This is a genomic window from Pseudomonas campi (genome assembly GCF_013200955.2).
GTDB classification, from domain to species: Bacteria; Pseudomonadota; Gammaproteobacteria; order Pseudomonadales; family Pseudomonadaceae; genus Aquipseudomonas; species Aquipseudomonas campi.
The window spans coordinates 2,480,615-2,496,743 of sequence record NZ_CP053697.2 but is presented as its reverse complement, the minus strand read 5'-3'; the positions used below and the strand labels follow the sequence as shown (position 1 = coordinate 2,496,743).

The window sequence follows — 16,129 nt, the reverse complement described above, 5'->3', positions numbered from 1 at the left end:
ATACCCTCCCCCAAGTGGGCGAGGGGAGTATCCGCGGTCGCGTCAGCTTATTCGAGCGCTGTAGCCTCCGCGCTCACCGCCTCCTCATCCCCCACCGCCAGCAGATCAAACGGCAACAACAGCGTATCCACCGCCGCATCCACCGGCACCGACACCAGAGTAATCAGCGGGCAAACCACCATCAGGTAGCACATCACCGTGGCGCCTTCGGCCTCGCCGCTGCTGCTGGTGGCGCCGAGCAAAACCATGTCCGCTTCCACGCCCTTGTAATAGTCACCCTCGCTGGCCTCACCGGCCCGACCGAGAAAGGTGCCGCAGCCGGTCAGGGTGAAGGCGAGGGTGGCGAGAAGGAGTGTGCGAAGTGCGTGAGGCATATTGAAGTCCTTTCAATATCGGTTTGGGCAATGCCCGAATTAAGCCGCGCCGGCTTGAAGTAATGGTTATGTTTTTAGCACCCATCAAGATGTTTCTTTACTTTTACTGCCTGAGAACTTTCATTGCCTACCAAGCTAATTATTGCGTTTTCTGCTATGCAAAAGCTTCCTGATATTGGCAATCTACACCCTTTATTATTGCATGCGCCATTGTGCTTGGTTACGAACTCGATCACACCGGCAAAGCCAGCGCTGGCCATGAGGTTATGGTTAAGAGAGTGCTCTAGGGCGGAATAGTTAAAACTTCCGTCTGGATTTCTAAAAAGATCTATCGCTATTCGATCGCGTTGATCCATAGAGCCAAAAAAATAATAAATAGATCCCGCCATGGCGGATAACGAAACTATCAATACGCTTAGTATTATTAAGAAGCTCTTCCTTGGCATGCAGCCTCCATGAAAAATAGCGTTTGGCTAAGGGGCGGGCTTTAGCCCGTCTCAGCGAGCGATTCGAACCGGTTGTTATGCATTTCTAGCTGAATAGGCCAGCGATTGCACTTGCTATGCCTTCGATGATTGCTACGGCTCCGTCAATCATGGCTTCGACGGTGCCGACGACTATCTCCAGAATTCCCTCGTCGCGCTGGACAAGAGGCGCAGCTGTTCCGGCAGCGGAGATAGCTATAGCTGCGATGGCAACAGAGTTGAAGCCCATAATCATAAGGTAAATTGCAGAGCCCGTAAGAAGTGTCGCACACAGCGAATTAAAGGCCCTCAGCCATTTCGACCTTTTAACTTTGCTTTTCATTTGCGAGCCCATTTGTAGCGGGATGACACATTTCTGAAAATGCATAACGTTTGGTTAAGGGGCCGGCTTTAGCCGGTCCCAGTGAGCGAAGCGAAGGATTTGAACCATTTGTTATGCGACTTCGTAGTATGCCTTAATTTGGAACTCGAATTCTTTTGTGCCTAATTTATCTAGTGTGATCTTTTCTTTTGTTTCTGGCGCGGCCCCTTGCTCTCCCTCCCAGCAAGAAAATATTTCGATTTTTGCGCCAGTGGCCATTTGTTCACTTAGATAGAGCACAAGTGCGTCATAGTTTGTTTGAACTAAAGCCAAGTCGTCACCGGTTTCACCATCTTTGACAAAGCCACACCCGCAGCCTTCATGTGAGCCGGCGTATACAATGTACGGATGTAGAAATTGTTTTTTTATTAATTTTTTGTTAGCCGTGATCGACACCGCGTTGAATCGAGGTTCTGTTTCGATCCAGCGTACTAGAGGGGGCGGCACGTCACTTGCGAGGTAGACGGCAAAGCACATTTAATTTCTCGCATAACATATAAATAGGCGACATACATGATGTATTTCTCTGCGCCATGTATGTCGAATAATTTGCCTTGTCGTTTGCCAAACCCTTGTCTTGCCTGAGCGCTGTCGCAACAAACGCGACAGGACACAGGACGTTAGGCGACAGCAATAACGGCAAGTCCTTTTGCACAAATGAGGAGTGCGGTAAACCGCACGCTAGCCAGTTGCCCGCAGCCTGTCCAGCGCCTCGGCGCTCGGGCTCTGCGTAGGGTGCGCCGTGCGCACCGGGGCGGCTCGGTGGGGTGTTGGTGCGCGCGGCGCACCCTACGGCGGTAGGGTGGTGGGCCGCGCCGGGGAGGCGGGGGTTATTGCAGGGTGAGGATGTCGCCGCGTTCCTGTTGCCAGTCGTCCAAGCTGTGGGCGGTCAGGTCGCCGGCCATGCGGAGGATGTTTCGAAGTAGTCCTGCTTGAACGGGTCAGCCATCACGTCGGCCCGGTTGCGTACGCGCATGGCGAGGATGCTCTGCACGTTCTGGTGATCTGTCGTGCGCCGCGTCGCACCCGACAGATTGGCTCCTGCGCACCACCCGGACGTAGGCGGTGCGCAGGACTCGATCAGATGCCGAACTTGTCACGCAGGGTGTAGTACCAGGCGCCGATGGCGCTGAACGGCACCTGGAACAGGCGACCACCCGGGAACGGGTAGTGCGGCAGGTCGGCGAAGGCGTCGAAGCGCTCGGCCTGGCCACGCAGGGCCTCGGCCAGCACCTTGCCGGCCAGGTGGGTGTAGGTCACGCCGTGGCCGCTGCAACCTTGCGAGTAATAGATGTTGTCGCCGATCCGGCCCACCTGCGGCAGGCGCGACAGGGTTAGCAGGAAGTTGCCGGTCCAGGCGTAGTCGATCTTCACGTCTTTGAGCTGCGGGAAGGCCTTGAGCATTTTCGGACGGATGATCGCCTCGATGTTCGCCGGATCGCGGGCACCGTAGACCACGCCGCCGCCGAAGATCAGGCGCTTGTCGCTGGTCAGGCGGTAGTAGTCGAGCAGGTAGTTGCAGTCTTCGACGCAGTAGTCCTGCGGCAGCAGGCTCTTGGCCACGTCAGCGGCCAGCGGCTCGGTGGTGATCACCTGAGTACCGCACGGCATCGACTTGGCCGACAGCTCCGGCAGCAGGTTGCCCAGATAGGCGTTACCGGCCACGACCACGAACTTGGCTTTAACGCGGCCGTTCGGGGTGTGCACCACCGGGTTGGCGCCACGCTCGACGCGGATGGCCGGCGATTGTTCGTAAATCACGCCGCCCAGCGACTCGACCGCTGCCGCTTCACCGAGGGCCAGGTTGAGTGGGTGGATATGGCCGCCGCTCATGTCGAGCATGCCGCCGACATAGCTGTCACTGGCGACCACTTCGCGGATGCGCTTGGCGTCCATCAGTTCCAGCTGGGTGTGGCCGTAGCGTTCCCACAGCTTCTTCTGCGACTCCAGGTGCTTCATGTGCTTTGGCGTATTGGCAGCGAACACGCCACCGTCCTTCAGATCGCACTGGATGTTGTACTTGGCGATGCGCTCACGAATGATGCGGCCGCCTTCGAAAGCCATCTGCCCGAGCAGCTGTGCCTGCTTGGGGCCGACGGTGCGTTCGATCACGTCGATATCGCGGCTGTAGCTGTTGACGATCTGCCCGCCGTTGCGCCCGGACGCCCCGAAGCCGACTTTGGCGGCTTCCAGTACGGTCACCTTGAAGCCGTTCTCCAACAGGAACAGCGCCGTCGACAGACCGGTGTAGCCGGCACCGATGATGCAGACATCGGCTTCGGTCTCGCCCTGCAGTTCTGGACGTGCCGGAACCGGATTGGCGGAAGCGGCGTAGTAGGACTGGGGGTAGGGGGTGTGCGTCATATTGGAACCTTTGTTCTTTATTTTTTACGAATGAGGCGATGCTACTCGACTTGAAAATGCCCGGCTAGCCTCTGTGCAAAATTTTTAACGTTTCGTGTCAAAGACAAAAAATCCACTTTTTCAGCCACTTAGCGAAAAAGGTGTTGACAGTCATGCGCTTATCCGTAAAATGCGCGGCCATTGCAGGCACATAGCTCAGTTGGTTAGAGCACCACCTTGACATGGTGGGGGTCGTTGGTTCGAGTCCAATTGTGCCTACCAAACAAACCCGTCCTGCACGGGACTTAGAAGGCGATCCGAAAGGATCGCCTTTTTTGTTTTTCACGCGTTTTGTTTTTCACGCTCGTTCGGTCTACCTGCAGTCTAGAGCTCTAATCCGACCTGGGCCTGCTCGAGTTTCACCTCTTCCTCCTTGTGGCCGGCTGGTACGTGGTCATCCCTCTGCCAGCATGTCCCCGTCGGCTGCTGTACATGCGCCCTGAATACCCAGCCTGCACGGCTTGCCGCTGACCAGTACGCCTGCAGCCCGGCGGGCTCCTCGCTGGACGGTGCGAGGGGGCCGTGTTCAGCGTTATGCACATACTGTGCGCTTTGCGCCGCAGGCCAGGCGGAGCCTGCTGCCGCCGGCCTTGTCATGAAATGAAAAGTGCCTGTCGTCTGATGAGAAGCACCCGGGCAGCCTGCGCCCTAAAGTCCAATCAACGTAAATCGACGCTGTTCGTCAAGATCGATGATTGGAGAAAACAGACATGGCCAAAGCCGTACGCTTCTACGAAACCGGTGGTCCCGAAGTCCTGCGTTATGAGGACGTTGAAGTCGGCGAACCCGGCCCGGGCGAAGTTCGCCTGCGCCATGTGGCCGTTGGCCTGAACTACGCCGACACCTATTTCCGCAATGGCACCTACCCGATCCCGATGCCTAACGGCATGGGCGTGGAAGCGGCCGGTGTGGTGCAGGCGGTGGGCGAGGGCGTGAGCAATGTGGTGGTGGGTGATCGCGTTACCTACACGGGTTTCCTCAACACCCTCGGCGCCTACAGCACCGAGCGCCTGATTTCGGCTGCGCCGCTGATCAAGCTGCCGGACACCATCGCCTTCGAGACCGCCGCGGCCATGACCATGCGCGGGCTGACCTCGTCCTACCTGATGCGTCGTATCTATGACTTCAAGCCGGGCGACAGCATCCTCCTGCACGCCGCCGCGGGTGGCGTCGGCCTGATCGTGGCGCAGTGGGCCAAGCTGCTCGGCCTCACCGTGATCGGTACCGTGTCCAGCGAGGCCAAGGCCGAAGTGGCGCGCGCCCACGGCTGCGACCACACGATCAATTACAGCCATGAGGACGTCGCCAAGCGCGTGCGCGAGATGACCGATGGCGTCGGCGTCAACGTGGTGTTCGACAGCGTCGGCAAGAACACCTTCATGGGTTCGCTGGACTCGCTCAAGCGCCGTGGTTTGCTGGTGTGCGTCGGCACCGCCTCCGGCCCGATCGAGGGCTTCAATCCGCAGCTGCTGGCCATGAAAGGCTCGCTGTACATGACCCGTCCGGCCCTGGCCGACTACATCGCCGACCCGGCCGAGAAGGCTGCCCTGGCTGGCGAGCTGTTCGATCACGTCGGCAGTGGCCGGATCAAGATCGAGATCAACCAGCACTACGCCCTGCAGGATGCGGTGCAGGCGCACCGTGATCTGGAGTCGCGCAAGACCACCGGTTCGTCGATCTTCATCATCTGAGGAGGTTGGTCATGCAAGTCGAACAACTGACTTACAACATCGGCGCCGAGCTGGTCGGGGTGAATCTCGCCGACGCCATCCATGACGATGGCCTGTTTGCCGAGATCCGTGCCCAGCTGCTCACGCATCGCGTGCTGTTCCTGCGCAAGCAGGAGTTCAGCCGCGCCGAGCATGTGGCCTTCGCCCGCCGTTTTGGCGAGCTGGAAGACCATCCGGTGGCTGGCAGCGATCCGGAGCATCCGGGCCTGGTGCAGATCTACAAGCGCCCGGATCAGCCGGCGGACCGCTACGAGAACGCCTGGCACACCGACGCCACCTGGCGCGAGGCGCCGCCCATGGGCTGCGTGCTGCGCTGTGTGGAGTGTCCGCCGGTAGGCGGCGACACCATGTGGGCGAACATGGTGGTGGCCTATGCCAATCTGCCGGATGACGTCAAAGCCAGAATCGAAGGCCTGCGCGCCCGTCACAGTATCGAGGCCAGCTTCGGTGCGGCGATGCCGATCGACAAGCGCCTGGCGCTCAAGGCGCAGTTCCCGGATGCCGAGCACCCGGTGGTGCGCACTCACCCGGAGACCGGCGAGAAGGTGCTGTTCGTCAATGCCTTCACCACCCATTTGAGCAACTACCACACCCCCGATCGGGTGCGTTTCGGCCAGGACGCCAATCCCGGTGCCAGCGACCTGCTGCGCTACCTGATCAGCCAGGCGTACATCCCCGAGCATCAGGTGCGCTGGCGCTGGCAGCCGAACAGCGTGGCGATCTGGGACAACCGCAGTACCCAGCATTACGCGGTCATGGATTACCCACCCTGCCATCGCAAGATGGAGCGTGCCGGGATCATCGGCGACAAGACCTACTGAGTCGATACATCCCAGTCGCGCCACTTACTAATAATTATTTGAGGCAACAGGCATGAACTTCCTTGACGGTTCTCTCTTTCCTGAAAATCAGGACAAACTCGTCATCACAGCGGCCCCCTATGGCCCCGAATGGGTCCCCTCTGACTATCCGGAAGACATTCCGGTGACCATGGAAGAGCAGATCCAGAAGGCGGTTGACTGCTACGAAGCCGGCGCCTCCGTACTGCATTTGCACGTGCGTGAACTGGACGGCAAGGGCTCCAAGCGCCTGTCCAAGTTCAACGAACTGATTGCCGGCGTCCGCAAGGCCGTGCCGGACATGGTTATCCAGGTCGGCGGTTCCATCTCCTTCGCGCCCCCGGAAGACGGTGCGGCCGCGAAGTGGCTGCATGACGACACCCGTCACATGCTCGCCGAACTCGATCCCAAGCCCGACCAGGTCACTGTGACGGTCAACACCACGCAGATGAACGTCATCGAGCAGATGGATGTGCGCGACTACACGGGCACGTCCATGGGCAGCGATACCTTTGAGGCCTACCGCGAGATGATCGTGCCCTCCGGCCCGAGCTTTATCGAGGAGCATGTGCGCCGCCTGAGCGCCGCCGGCATCCAGAGCGCCTTCCAGTTCTACAACATCAACAGCTACGAGTCGGTGGAGCGCCTGATCCGGCGCGGCGTCTACAAGGGGCCGCTGGTGTGCAACTGGGTGGCGATTGGCGGTGGCATGGACCAGCCGCATATCTACAGCATGGCCAACTTCCTGCGCGCCATCCCCGACGGCACCATGCTGACGGTGGAAAGCACCATGCTCAATACCCTGCCGGTCAACCTGATGGGCATGGCGATGGGCCTGCATGTGCGCTGCGGTATCGAGGACAACATCTGGACCCAGGATCGTTCGCGCAAGATGACCTCCGTCGAACAGATCGAACAGCTGGTGCGCATCGCCAAAGAAATTGGCCGTCCGGTTGCCAACGGCAAGGAAGCGCGCGAGATCCTCAAGATCGGCGTTTTCTACAACACGGTCGAAGAAACCCTGGCCGCCAACGGCTTCGCGCCGAATCCGAAGGGCGGTCAGCAGGGCTTCCTGCGCAAGTGATTCAGCCGCAGCGCGGCTGAGGCAAGTAATCAGTCCCCTGCGGGTCAGGTCAGGGGGCGGATACTGAGTCGCGGGCTTGCCCCGCGGCACAGGGGCCGTGACGGACACGGGAGGCCTGGCCGCCCGTGTTCGACCGACCTCGATCCGATTGTGCAAAGGCTTCCACCAGACCGGTGTTTCCCGCTTGTCGCCACGCAGACAAGCACATGCACCGGGCGTCCACTCCCACGAAGAGTCGGGGCGAAGCTTTTTCAGAGCCGGTTCCAAGTACAACAAAACGCTCCCAGGAGGCAGCATGGCCCATCACATCAGCGACGACGGTATCGACACGTCGCTCGGTATTCCACGCACCTATGCCTGGATCGTTTTTGCGCTGACCTTCGGTCTGCTGATCTCCGACTACATGTCGCGCCAGGTGCTCAACGCCGTATTCCCTCTGCTCAAGGCAGAGTGGGCGCTGTCCGACAGCCAGCTGGGCCTGCTCAGCGGCATCGTCGCCTTGATGGTCGGCCTGCTGACCTTCCCGCTGTCGCTGATGGCCGACCGCTTCGGCCGGATCAAGAGCCTGACCATCATGGCCGTGCTGTGGAGCCTGGCGACCCTGGGCTGCGCCGTGGCCGAGACTTATGAGCAGATGTTCGTTGCGCGTTTCCTGGTCGGCGTCGGCGAAGCCGCCTACGGCAGCGTGGGTATCGCCGTGGTGGTTTCGGTGTTCCCCCGCGAGATGCGCGCCACCCTTTCCGGTGCCTTCATTTCCGGTGGCATGTTCGGCTCCGTGCTGGGCATGGCGGCCGGTGGCGTGCTGGCTCAGCACTTCGGCTGGCGCTGGGCCTTTGCCGGCATGGCCATCTTCGGCCTGGTGCTGGCGCTGCTCTACCCGCTCATCGTCAAGACCTCGCGTATCGCCCCCCAGGCGGCAGCCTCCGCCGCGCGCAAAGCGGCGGACAAGGTCAGCCGCCCGCTGCGCACCCTGTACTCCAGCCGCTCGGTGATCAGCGCCTATGTCGGCAGCGGTCTGCAGTTGTTCGTCGGCGGCACCGTGATCGTCTGGATGCCCAGCTACCTCAACCGTTTCTACGGCATGACCACTGACAAGGCCGGCGCGGTGGCGGCGATCATCGTGCTGTGCAGCGGCGCCGGCATGATCCTCTGCGGCATGCTCAGCGACCGCATGTGCCGCAACCGTCCGGATCGCAAATTCATGCTGTCCATCGCCTACTGCCTGGGTAGCTGCCTGCTGCTGTCGCTGGCCTTCGCCCTGCCGTTCGGCATGCCGCAGCTGGTGATGATCGGCCTGGGCATGCTGATCGCTGCCGGCACCTCCGGCCCGGCTGGCGCCATGGTCGCCAACCTGACCCACTACAGCGTGCACGGCACCGCCTTCGCCACCCTGACCCTGGCCAACAACCTGCTCGGCCTGGCCACCGGGCCGCTGCTGACCGGCAAGCTCTCCGACCTGATCGGCCTGGACAACGCCTTCCAACTGGTGCCACTGGTCAGCATCGCTGCGGCAGCGGTGTTCTTCTACGGCAAGCGCCACTACCTCAAGGACATGGCCCGCCTGAAAGGCAATGGCGGTGAGGACAAGGCGCTCGATGCGGCGCTGGAGGTGCAGTCGTGAGTCGTTCGCTGCGGATCGATGTGTTCTTCGATTTCATCTGCCCCTGGTGCCTGATCGGCAAGCGCCAGCTGGAGCGTGCCCTGGCGCAGCTGCGCGCCAGTCGTCCGGAGGTCGCGGTCGATCTGGTCTGGCATGGCGTGCAGCTGCTGCCGCATATGCCGGCCCAGGGCGAGCCCTTTGCCGAGTTCTACCTCAACCGCCTGGGCAGCGCCGAGGCCGTGCGCATGCGCCAGGCCCAGGTGCAGCAGGCCGCTGCGGCGGCCGGCCTGGAGATCGACCTGACGCGCATCGCCCGCATGCCCAATACCGCCGATGCCCACCGCCTGCTGCAGCGGGCTGAGGCACTGGCCGAGCCGGCCCAGCGCGATGCCTTGCTGGAACGCCTGTTCGCCGCCTATTTCCAGCATGGCGAAGACCTTGGCGCGCGCGCCACCCTGCTGAGCATCGCCGAATCCTGCGGCCTCGAACGCTCGGCCGTGGCCGACTGCCTGCGGGGTGATGGCGAGCCCTTTGTCGGCCTGGTCAACGCGGCGGCAGGCGGGGTGCCGCATTTCATTCTCGACCGACGTCAGTCCGTTTCCGGTGCGCAGCCGGCCGAAGTGCTGCTCGCGGCCATGCTCGAAACCCTGGCCTACAGCGCTGCCCAGGAGCTGTCGGCATGAGCAGCCTCGCACTTGCCAGCATCCAGAGCCGCGCGCGCGAACTGGCGCCGGGCGTTGTCGTCAGCCTGATCGTCGCTGCCGCGGCGACTTTCCTCTCCGAGCATTACGGCGCGCCGGTGATGCTGTTCGCCCTGCTGTTAGGCATGTCGCTGAACTTCCTCTCCGGCGAGGGCAAGTGCAAGCCGGGCATCGAGTTCACCGCGCGCAGCGTGCTGCGTATCGGCGTGGCCCTGCTGGGCATGCGCATCACCCTGGAGCAGATCGCCGGCCTCGGCTGGAAGCCGGTGGCGCTGGTGGTGACGCTGGTGGTGGTGACCATTCTGGTGTCGGTGGTGGCGGCCAAGCTGATGGGCTTCCAGCGCCTGTTCGGCATGCTCACCGGCGGCGCCACCGCTATCTGCGGTGCCTCGGCCGCCCTGGCGCTGGCCGCCGCGCTGCCCAACCACCCGCAGAAGGAACGTGCCGTTCTGTTTACCGTGATTGGCGTGTCGGCGCTGTCCACCGTAGCGATGATCCTCTATCCGATGATCGCCAACTGGGTCGGCCTGTCGCCGCAAATGGCCGGGGTGTTCCTCGGTGCGACCATTCACGATGTAGCCCAGGTGGTCGGTGCCGGTTACAGCATGTCCACCGAGACCGGCGACACCGCCACCGTGGTCAAGCTGATGCGCGTCGCTATGCTGCTGCCGGTGATCGTGGTGGCCGCCATGATCACCCGCATGCAGGGCGCCGACACGACCGGCAAGCGGCCGCCGCTGCTGCCGATGTTCGCCGTCGGCTTCCTCGCGCTGGCCTGCATCAACAGCACCGGCTGGGTGCCGCAGGTGGTGCAGGGCGGGGTCAACGAGCTGTCGCGCTGGTGCCTGGTGGTGGCCATCAGTGCCCTGGGCATGAAAACCCAGATCAAGGAGCTGGCCGCAGTGGGGATCAAGCCGATCCTGCTGATGATCGGCGAAACCGTGTTCCTCGTCGTCCTGGTGCTGCTGCTGTTGCAGTGGGCCTGGTGAGTTACCCATTGAGCCCGCGCCTTCCGCGTCCGTCAGTTCGAGAACCGTCATGAGCCAACCCCCCGCAATGCCTGCGGCCCCGAGCGGCGCCGAACAGCCCGCTGCGCCCGCCGTTACCCCACGGGCGCCGCGCAAGCCGCGCGCCAGCCGGGCCAAAAGCGTCGCGGCGGTCGGGCAGGGCGCCCAGCCGAGCGAGCACGAGGCCGCAAAGCAGCCGCTGAAGAAGGCAGTGAAGACGGTCGCCAAGCCGGCGGTAAAGAAGGCGGTGATAAAGGCTGCCGAAGTCCCCGCGATCGAGCTGGCCGTCGCCGCCGAGCGCCACACCCTGGCGGTGACCCCGCTGATCGGCGTGCGCCCGCGCGATCTGCTCGGTGCCGCCGGCACCTTGCTCAAGGCCGTGCTGCGCACCCCGTTCAAGGCCGGCATGCACTCCGGCAACTACCTGCGGGAGCTGTACCGCATCGCCACCGGCGAGTCAGAGCTGGCGCCGGCAGCCAAGGACAAGCGCTTCGCCGATCCGACCTGGCAGAGCAACGGCTTTCTGCGTGCTTTGGTGCAGAGTTACCTGGCCGGCGAGCGCGAGCTCAGCGCCTTTATCGAGGCGTCGGATCTGGAAGGTGCCGACAAGGGCCGTGCCCGTTTCGTCGCCTCGCTGCTGGTCGACGCCCTGGCTCCCAGCAACCTGCTGCTGACCAACCCCACGGCGCTGCGCAAGGTGCTCGACACCGGCGGCATGAGCCTGCTGCAGGGCGGTCGCCAGTTGGCCCGCGACATCCTGCACAACCAGGGCATGCCCAGCCAGGTCGACAGCGAGCCGTTCAAGCTGGGCGAGAACATCGCCACCGCCAAGGGCGAAGTGGTGTTCCGCAACAAGATGTTCGAGCTGCTGCAGTACGCGCCGAGCACGCCGAACGTGTTCGAGCGGCCGCTGGTGATGTCGCCGCCGCAGATCAACAAGTACTACGCCGTCGACCTGTCGCCGGAAAAGAGCCTGATCAAGTGGGTGCAAGACAGCGGCGTGCAGCTGTTCGTCATCAGCTGGCGCAACCCCACCGCCAAACAGCGCGACTGGGGCCTGTCCGACTATGTGCAGTGCCTGGACCAGGCGGTGGACGTGGCGCGGCAGATCAGCGGCAGCCCGGACGTGAACATGTGGGGCTCCTGCTCCGGCGGCATCACCCTGGCCGCCTACCTGGGCTGGCTGGCGGCCGTAGGGGAGAGCGCCAAGGTGGCCAACACCTGCTGGGCGGTGTGCGTGCTGGACATGCCTTCGGTGATGGACGCCACCAGCATCGGCCTGATCGCCACCCCGGCGGCGCTGGCCGCGGCCAAGGCCAATTCGCGGCGCAAGGGTGTGCTCAGCGGCCAGGAAATGGCGCGCATGTTCGCCTGGCTGCGGCCCAACGACCTGATCTGGAACTACTGGGTCAACAACTACCTGCTCGGCAACAAACCGCCGGCCTTCGACATCCTGGCCTGGAACAGCGACACCACGCGCCTGCCGGCCCAGCTGCACGCCGACTACCTGGACCTGATCCAGCACAACCCCTTCAGCAACCCGAACAAGCTGTGGGTGCGCGGCCTGCCGATCGACTTGGGCCAGGTGCAGGTCGGTGCCTATGTGGTCGGCGGCACCACCGACCACATCACCCCCTGGCAGGGCTGCTACGGCACCGCCCGGCTGTTCGGCGAGCAGAGCACCTTCGTGCTCTCCAACGCCGGCCACCTGCAAAGCCTGGTCAACCCGCCTGGCAACCCCAAGGCGCACTTTTACGCCGCCAGTGCCAGCCAGGCAGACGCCGAGGACTGGCTCGCGGCGGCCGGCGAACGCCAGCAAGGCAGCTGGTGGCCGCACTGGCGACAGTGGATCGGCGAGCGCTCCGGCGTCAGCCGCACGGCGCCCAAATCGCTCGGTTCGAAAAAATACCCGGCCCTGTGCGCCGCCCCCGGCACCTATGTGCTGGAACGTTGACGCAGGCGATATCCAACCCCGAGGACATCCATGAACAAGATCTATCCCGATGCCCACGCCGCGCTGGCCGGCATCGTCCACGACGGCATCACCATCGCCTCCGGCGGCTTCGGCCTGTGCGGCATTCCCGAGGCGCTGATCGCGGCACTGGGCGAGACCGGCAAGAAGGACTTCACCATCATCAGCAACAACTGTGGGGTGGATGACTTCGGCCTCGGTCCGCTGCTGTACAGCCGGCAGATCAAGAAGATGATTTCCTCCTACGTCGGCGGCAACAAGGAGTTCGAGCGCCAGTACCTGGCCGGCGAGCTCACGCTTGAGTTCACCCCGCAGGGCACCCTGGCCGAGAAGCTGCGGGCCGGCGGTGCCGGCATCCCGGCGTTCTACACCCGCACCGGCTACGGCACGCTGATCGCCGAAGGCAAGGAAACCCGCGAGTTCGACGGCCACTGGTACGTCATGGAGCGTTCGCTGACCGCCGACCTGGCACTGATCAAGGGCGCCGTGGCGGACAAGGCCGGCAACCTGAGGTTCAACAAGACCGCGCGCAACTTCAATCCGCTGTGCGCCAAGGCCGGCCAGGTGTGCGTCGCCGAGGTCGAGGAAATCGTCGAGATCGGCGAGCTGGCGCCGGATGAAATCCATCTGCCGGGTATCTATGTACAGCGCCTGGTGCTCAACCGCAGCCCGGAAAAACGCATCGAAGTCCGTACGGTGAGGAACTGATCATGGCCTGGACCCGTGAAGAAATGGCGCAACGCGCCGCCCAAGAATTGCAGGACGGCTTCTACGTCAACCTCGGCATCGGCCTGCCGACCCTGGTGGCCAACTACATTCCCGAGGGCATGGACGTCTGGCTGCAGAGCGAGAACGGCCTGCTTGGCATCGGCCCGTTCCCCGGCGAGGAAGAGATCGACGCCGACCTGATCAACGCCGGCAAGCAGACCATCACCACCTTGGCCGGCAGCAGCTTCTTCGACAGCGCCGAGAGTTTCGCGATGATCCGCGGCGGCCATATCAACCTGGCCCTGCTCGGCGCCATGCAGGTGTCGGCGCAGGGCGACCTGGCCAACTGGATGATCCCCGGCAAGATGGTCAAGGGTATGGGCGGCGCCATGGACCTGGTGGCCGGCGTCAAGCGCGTGGTGGTGATGATGGAGCACACCGCCAAGGGCGGCGCGCACAAGATTCTCGAGCGCTGCGACCTGCCGCTGACCGGGGTAGGGGTGGTCAACCGGATCATCAGCGATCTGGCCGTGCTGGACGTCACCGCAGACGGCCTGCGTTTGGTGGAAATGGCCCCCGAGGTGAGTTTCGACGATCTGCAGGCCGCCACTGGCTGCCCGATCCTGCGTTAAGCACTGGGCTCCCTTTGCTCCACCCTGTACCAGGCTGGGGAGAAGCGGCCCCGGTCAAGCTGGTGCGTGCTGCCATCCGGCAGCGCGCCGCTTGGTTGACGGGGGAGCGCTTGCGGCATCTCCCTGAAGGGTCTCTCTGAAGAGCGCGTCCATGGAAGTCAGGATTGACGATCAGCATGCGTAACCCCTACCTCTTCGTCGTGCTGGTGGCCAGCCTGGCTTCCCTGGGCCAGTTCGCCATTGCCACCTATCTGCCGGCCTTTGCGGTGATTGGCAGCGACCTGGGGGCAACGCCGGCACAGGTGCAGCAAACCCTCACGGCCTATCTGCTGCCCTTTGCCCTGACCATCGTCTGGCATGGCGCTATCTCCGATGCCATCGGCCGGCGCGGCTTTATTCTGCTCGGCCTGGCCCTGTTTCTGCTGGCCTCGCTGGTGTGTGCCCTGGCCCCGACCATCGAGTGGCTGTTTGCCGGTCGTGTAGTGCAGGGGCTGTCTGCCGGCATCGGCATCGTGGTCGGGCGGGCGATGGTCCGTGATCGCTTCGATGGCGTGCAGGCTCAGCAGCAGATGGCGCTGGTGGCCATCCTGTTTTCCCTGGCCCCGGCACTGGCGCCGCTCTGTGGTGGCTGGTTGCTGCCGGTGGTCGGCTGGCGCGGCATTTTCGCTTTTCTCGCCGCCATCAGTGCCCTGCTTTTGCTGGGTTGCTGGCGGCACCTGGGGGAAACCCTGGTGCAGGAGAAGCGCCAGTCGCTGCATCCCCTGGCGCTGACGCGGGCCTTCGCCGAACTGCTGCGCGATGGTCCGTTTCTGCTGCTGTGCCTGGCCAATGCCGGGGTCAACGCGGCCATCTACCTCTATGTGTTGAGCGCCCCGCGCTTTGTCACCGAGCACCTGGGGTTAGGCGCGGAGGACTTTGCCTGGCTGTTCCTGCCGCTGGTGGGCGGGTTGCTGCTCGGCTCGCTGGCGTCTCACTGGGTGGCCGGGCGCATGACGGCTGCGGCCGGCGTTGGACTCGGGCACCTGCTGATGCTGCTGGCCACGCTGATCAATATCGCGGTCAACCTGTGGCTGCCGGTGGGTTTGCCCTGGTCGATCCTGGCCCTGCCGCTGTTCGGCCTGGGCCTCATGCTGACGCAGCCGGGGCTGCAACTGTTGGCCCTGGATCGCTTTCCCGCGCGCCGCGGACTGGCCGCCAGCGGCTACATCACCCTGCAGCAGCTGGCCAATGCGCTGGCCTCGGCCTGGTTGGTGCCGTGGCTGCTGGGTAGCCCCCTGCACCTGGCGCTGGGCATGGCGGCGCTGCAATACCTCGGGCTGCTGGCGTTCTTCCTGGCGCTCTACTGGCTTGGCCGCCGCCCGCGCACTACCGGGCAGCGGCAAGCAGACTCGGCGCAGCCGGACAGGCCATGAGGTTCTCGTTACTCCCCTAACAACAATAAAAAGTAAGGACACACCATGCGTAGTTTCATCCTGTTCTGCGTGCTCAGCCTTGGCCTGCTTCCCGCTCAGGCGCAAGTCAGTCTGCGTGATGCCCAGTTGCTCAGTGAGGTGGGCAGTCGCGCGCAACTGCTCAGCGCCAGCGCCTTGCTGTACTTCAATCCGGCGCTACGCACGCCTGATCCACGCAGCCTGACGGCGGCCTACTACCACCTCAATACGCTCGCCAGCCATGTCCAGCAGTTGGGCCAGCCGAGTGCCCTGGCGCGGCCCCTGCAGGCGATTCAACGCAGCTTCGCCGAACTCGATGGGCTGAGCAGCAAAGAGCAGCAGCGTTACCCGGCGCTGCTCGAAGCCTTGTTGCTGCAGCAACGCCAGTTGCAGCAAGCGGCGGGGGAGGCCTACGCCGATGCGGGCCTCAGCGAGCCGACCTCTCTGAGCCTGTTGCACCAGCAGAGTCAGGACCTGGCCAGCCTGCTGCTGGACCAACAGGTGCGCCAGTACCCCTGGCCAAGCGGTGCACCCGTGCCGCTGCTGGGCAAGCGGGTGCAGCTGCTCGATCAGCTCGTCGCGCAACGCTTTACCCAGCTGCAGGTGGCCGAAGAGCAACAGCAGCTGCTGACCGGTGTGCGGCGTAACTATCAGTTCGTTCGCTCCATCCTGATGGATACCCAGGCCGGCGGTCAGGGTGGCGCTGAGTTCTATCTGACGCGGGCCGTGCTGGATCTGGATGAGCTGGCGCTCAATCAGGTGGAGAGCGCGCCCTGAACCTCCACCCCGCCGGCGGCCGGATG

At 63.3% G+C, this 16,129-nt stretch carries 15 protein-coding genes, 1 tRNA gene and 1 pseudogene; 12 read left to right on the top strand and 5 right to left on the bottom strand.

Features of this window, described 5'->3' with window-relative positions; genetic code table 11:
- Nucleotides 1–47: 47 nt before the first annotated feature.
- From HNE05_RS11630 to HNE05_RS11615, 5 genes and pseudogenes are all read right to left on the bottom strand, one after another.
- Complete coding sequence (locus HNE05_RS11630; RefSeq protein ID WP_173207202.1) at nt 48–374, bottom strand: YceK/YidQ family lipoprotein; 327 nt, start codon at nt 372–374, stop codon at nt 48–50.
- A 531-nt stretch (nt 375–905) separates the two neighbouring features.
- On the bottom strand, nt 906–1,181 hold the full coding sequence (locus HNE05_RS11625; RefSeq protein ID WP_173207199.1) for a hypothetical protein: 276 nt from the start codon (nt 1,179–1,181) through the stop codon (nt 906–908).
- 111 nt (nt 1,182–1,292) lie between these two features.
- Complete coding sequence (locus HNE05_RS11620; RefSeq protein ID WP_173207196.1) at nt 1,293–1,697, bottom strand: hypothetical protein; 405 nt, start codon at nt 1,695–1,697, stop codon at nt 1,293–1,295.
- Between the two features lie 353 nt (nt 1,698–2,050).
- A pseudogene (locus HNE05_RS20620) lies at nt 2,051–2,235 on the bottom strand (branched-chain amino acid ABC transporter substrate-binding protein); the annotation flags it as partial.
- Nucleotides 2,236–2,300: 65 nt separating this feature from the next.
- Entirely contained in the window at nt 2,301–3,584 is a 1,284-nt protein-coding gene (locus HNE05_RS11615; protein WP_173207193.1) for an NAD(P)/FAD-dependent oxidoreductase, read from the bottom strand.
- Between the two features lie 184 nt (nt 3,585–3,768).
- Here HNE05_RS11615 and HNE05_RS11610 point away from each other — a divergent pair.
- From HNE05_RS11610 to HNE05_RS11555, 12 genes are all read left to right on the top strand, one after another.
- Nucleotides 3,769–3,845 (top strand) — tRNA-Val (locus tag HNE05_RS11610).
- Between the two features lie 488 nt (nt 3,846–4,333).
- Nucleotides 4,334–5,314: a quinone oxidoreductase family protein gene (locus tag HNE05_RS11605; protein ID WP_173207190.1), complete on the top strand. Its 981-nt coding sequence runs from the start codon at nt 4,334–4,336 to the stop codon at nt 5,312–5,314.
- An 11-nt stretch (nt 5,315–5,325) separates the two neighbouring features.
- Nucleotides 5,326–6,174 (top strand): TauD/TfdA dioxygenase family protein, encoded by an 849-nt coding sequence (locus HNE05_RS11600; RefSeq protein WP_173207187.1) that lies wholly within the window; start codon nt 5,326–5,328, stop codon nt 6,172–6,174.
- A 52-nt stretch (nt 6,175–6,226) separates the two neighbouring features.
- Nucleotides 6,227–7,276 carry a beta-keto acid cleavage family enzyme gene (locus HNE05_RS11595; RefSeq protein ID WP_173207184.1) on the top strand — a complete coding sequence of 350 codons (1,050 nt, stop codon included), beginning with the start codon at nt 6,227–6,229 and terminating at the stop codon, nt 7,274–7,276.
- A gap of 295 nt (nt 7,277–7,571) precedes the next feature.
- The gene (locus HNE05_RS11590) at nt 7,572–8,897 is read left to right on the top strand and encodes an MFS transporter (protein ID WP_173207181.1); all 1,326 of its coding nucleotides are present in this window, start codon (nt 7,572–7,574) and stop codon (nt 8,895–8,897) included.
- Nucleotides 8,894–9,559 (top strand): DsbA family oxidoreductase, encoded by a 666-nt coding sequence (locus HNE05_RS11585; RefSeq protein WP_173207178.1) that lies wholly within the window; start codon nt 8,894–8,896, stop codon nt 9,557–9,559. Before HNE05_RS11590 ends, HNE05_RS11585 begins: the two co-directional genes overlap by 4 nt.
- Nucleotides 9,556–10,566, top strand: coding sequence for a YeiH family protein (locus HNE05_RS11580; RefSeq protein ID WP_173207176.1), 1,011 nt, complete (start codon nt 9,556–9,558; stop codon nt 10,564–10,566). The genes HNE05_RS11585 and HNE05_RS11580 overlap by 4 nt, the downstream gene beginning before the upstream one ends.
- A gap of 49 nt (nt 10,567–10,615) precedes the next feature.
- A complete protein-coding gene (locus HNE05_RS11575; protein WP_240008752.1) occupies nt 10,616–12,538 on the top strand; it encodes an alpha/beta fold hydrolase in 1,923 nt (640 codons plus the stop codon).
- 30 nt (nt 12,539–12,568) lie between these two features.
- Nucleotides 12,569–13,264: a CoA transferase subunit A gene (locus HNE05_RS11570; RefSeq protein ID WP_173207173.1), complete on the top strand. Its 696-nt coding sequence runs from the start codon at nt 12,569–12,571 to the stop codon at nt 13,262–13,264.
- Nucleotides 13,265–13,266: 2 nt separating this feature from the next.
- The gene (locus HNE05_RS11565) at nt 13,267–13,896 is read left to right on the top strand and encodes a CoA transferase subunit B (protein ID WP_173207170.1); all 630 of its coding nucleotides are present in this window, start codon (nt 13,267–13,269) and stop codon (nt 13,894–13,896) included.
- A gap of 176 nt (nt 13,897–14,072) precedes the next feature.
- Nucleotides 14,073–15,308: a Bcr/CflA family efflux MFS transporter gene (locus tag HNE05_RS11560; RefSeq protein WP_173207167.1), complete on the top strand. Its 1,236-nt coding sequence runs from the start codon at nt 14,073–14,075 to the stop codon at nt 15,306–15,308.
- A gap of 45 nt (nt 15,309–15,353) precedes the next feature.
- Nucleotides 15,354–16,103 (top strand): hypothetical protein, encoded by a 750-nt coding sequence (locus HNE05_RS11555; RefSeq protein ID WP_173207164.1) that lies wholly within the window; start codon nt 15,354–15,356, stop codon nt 16,101–16,103.
- The last annotated feature ends 26 nt before the right edge of the window (nt 16,104–16,129 follow it).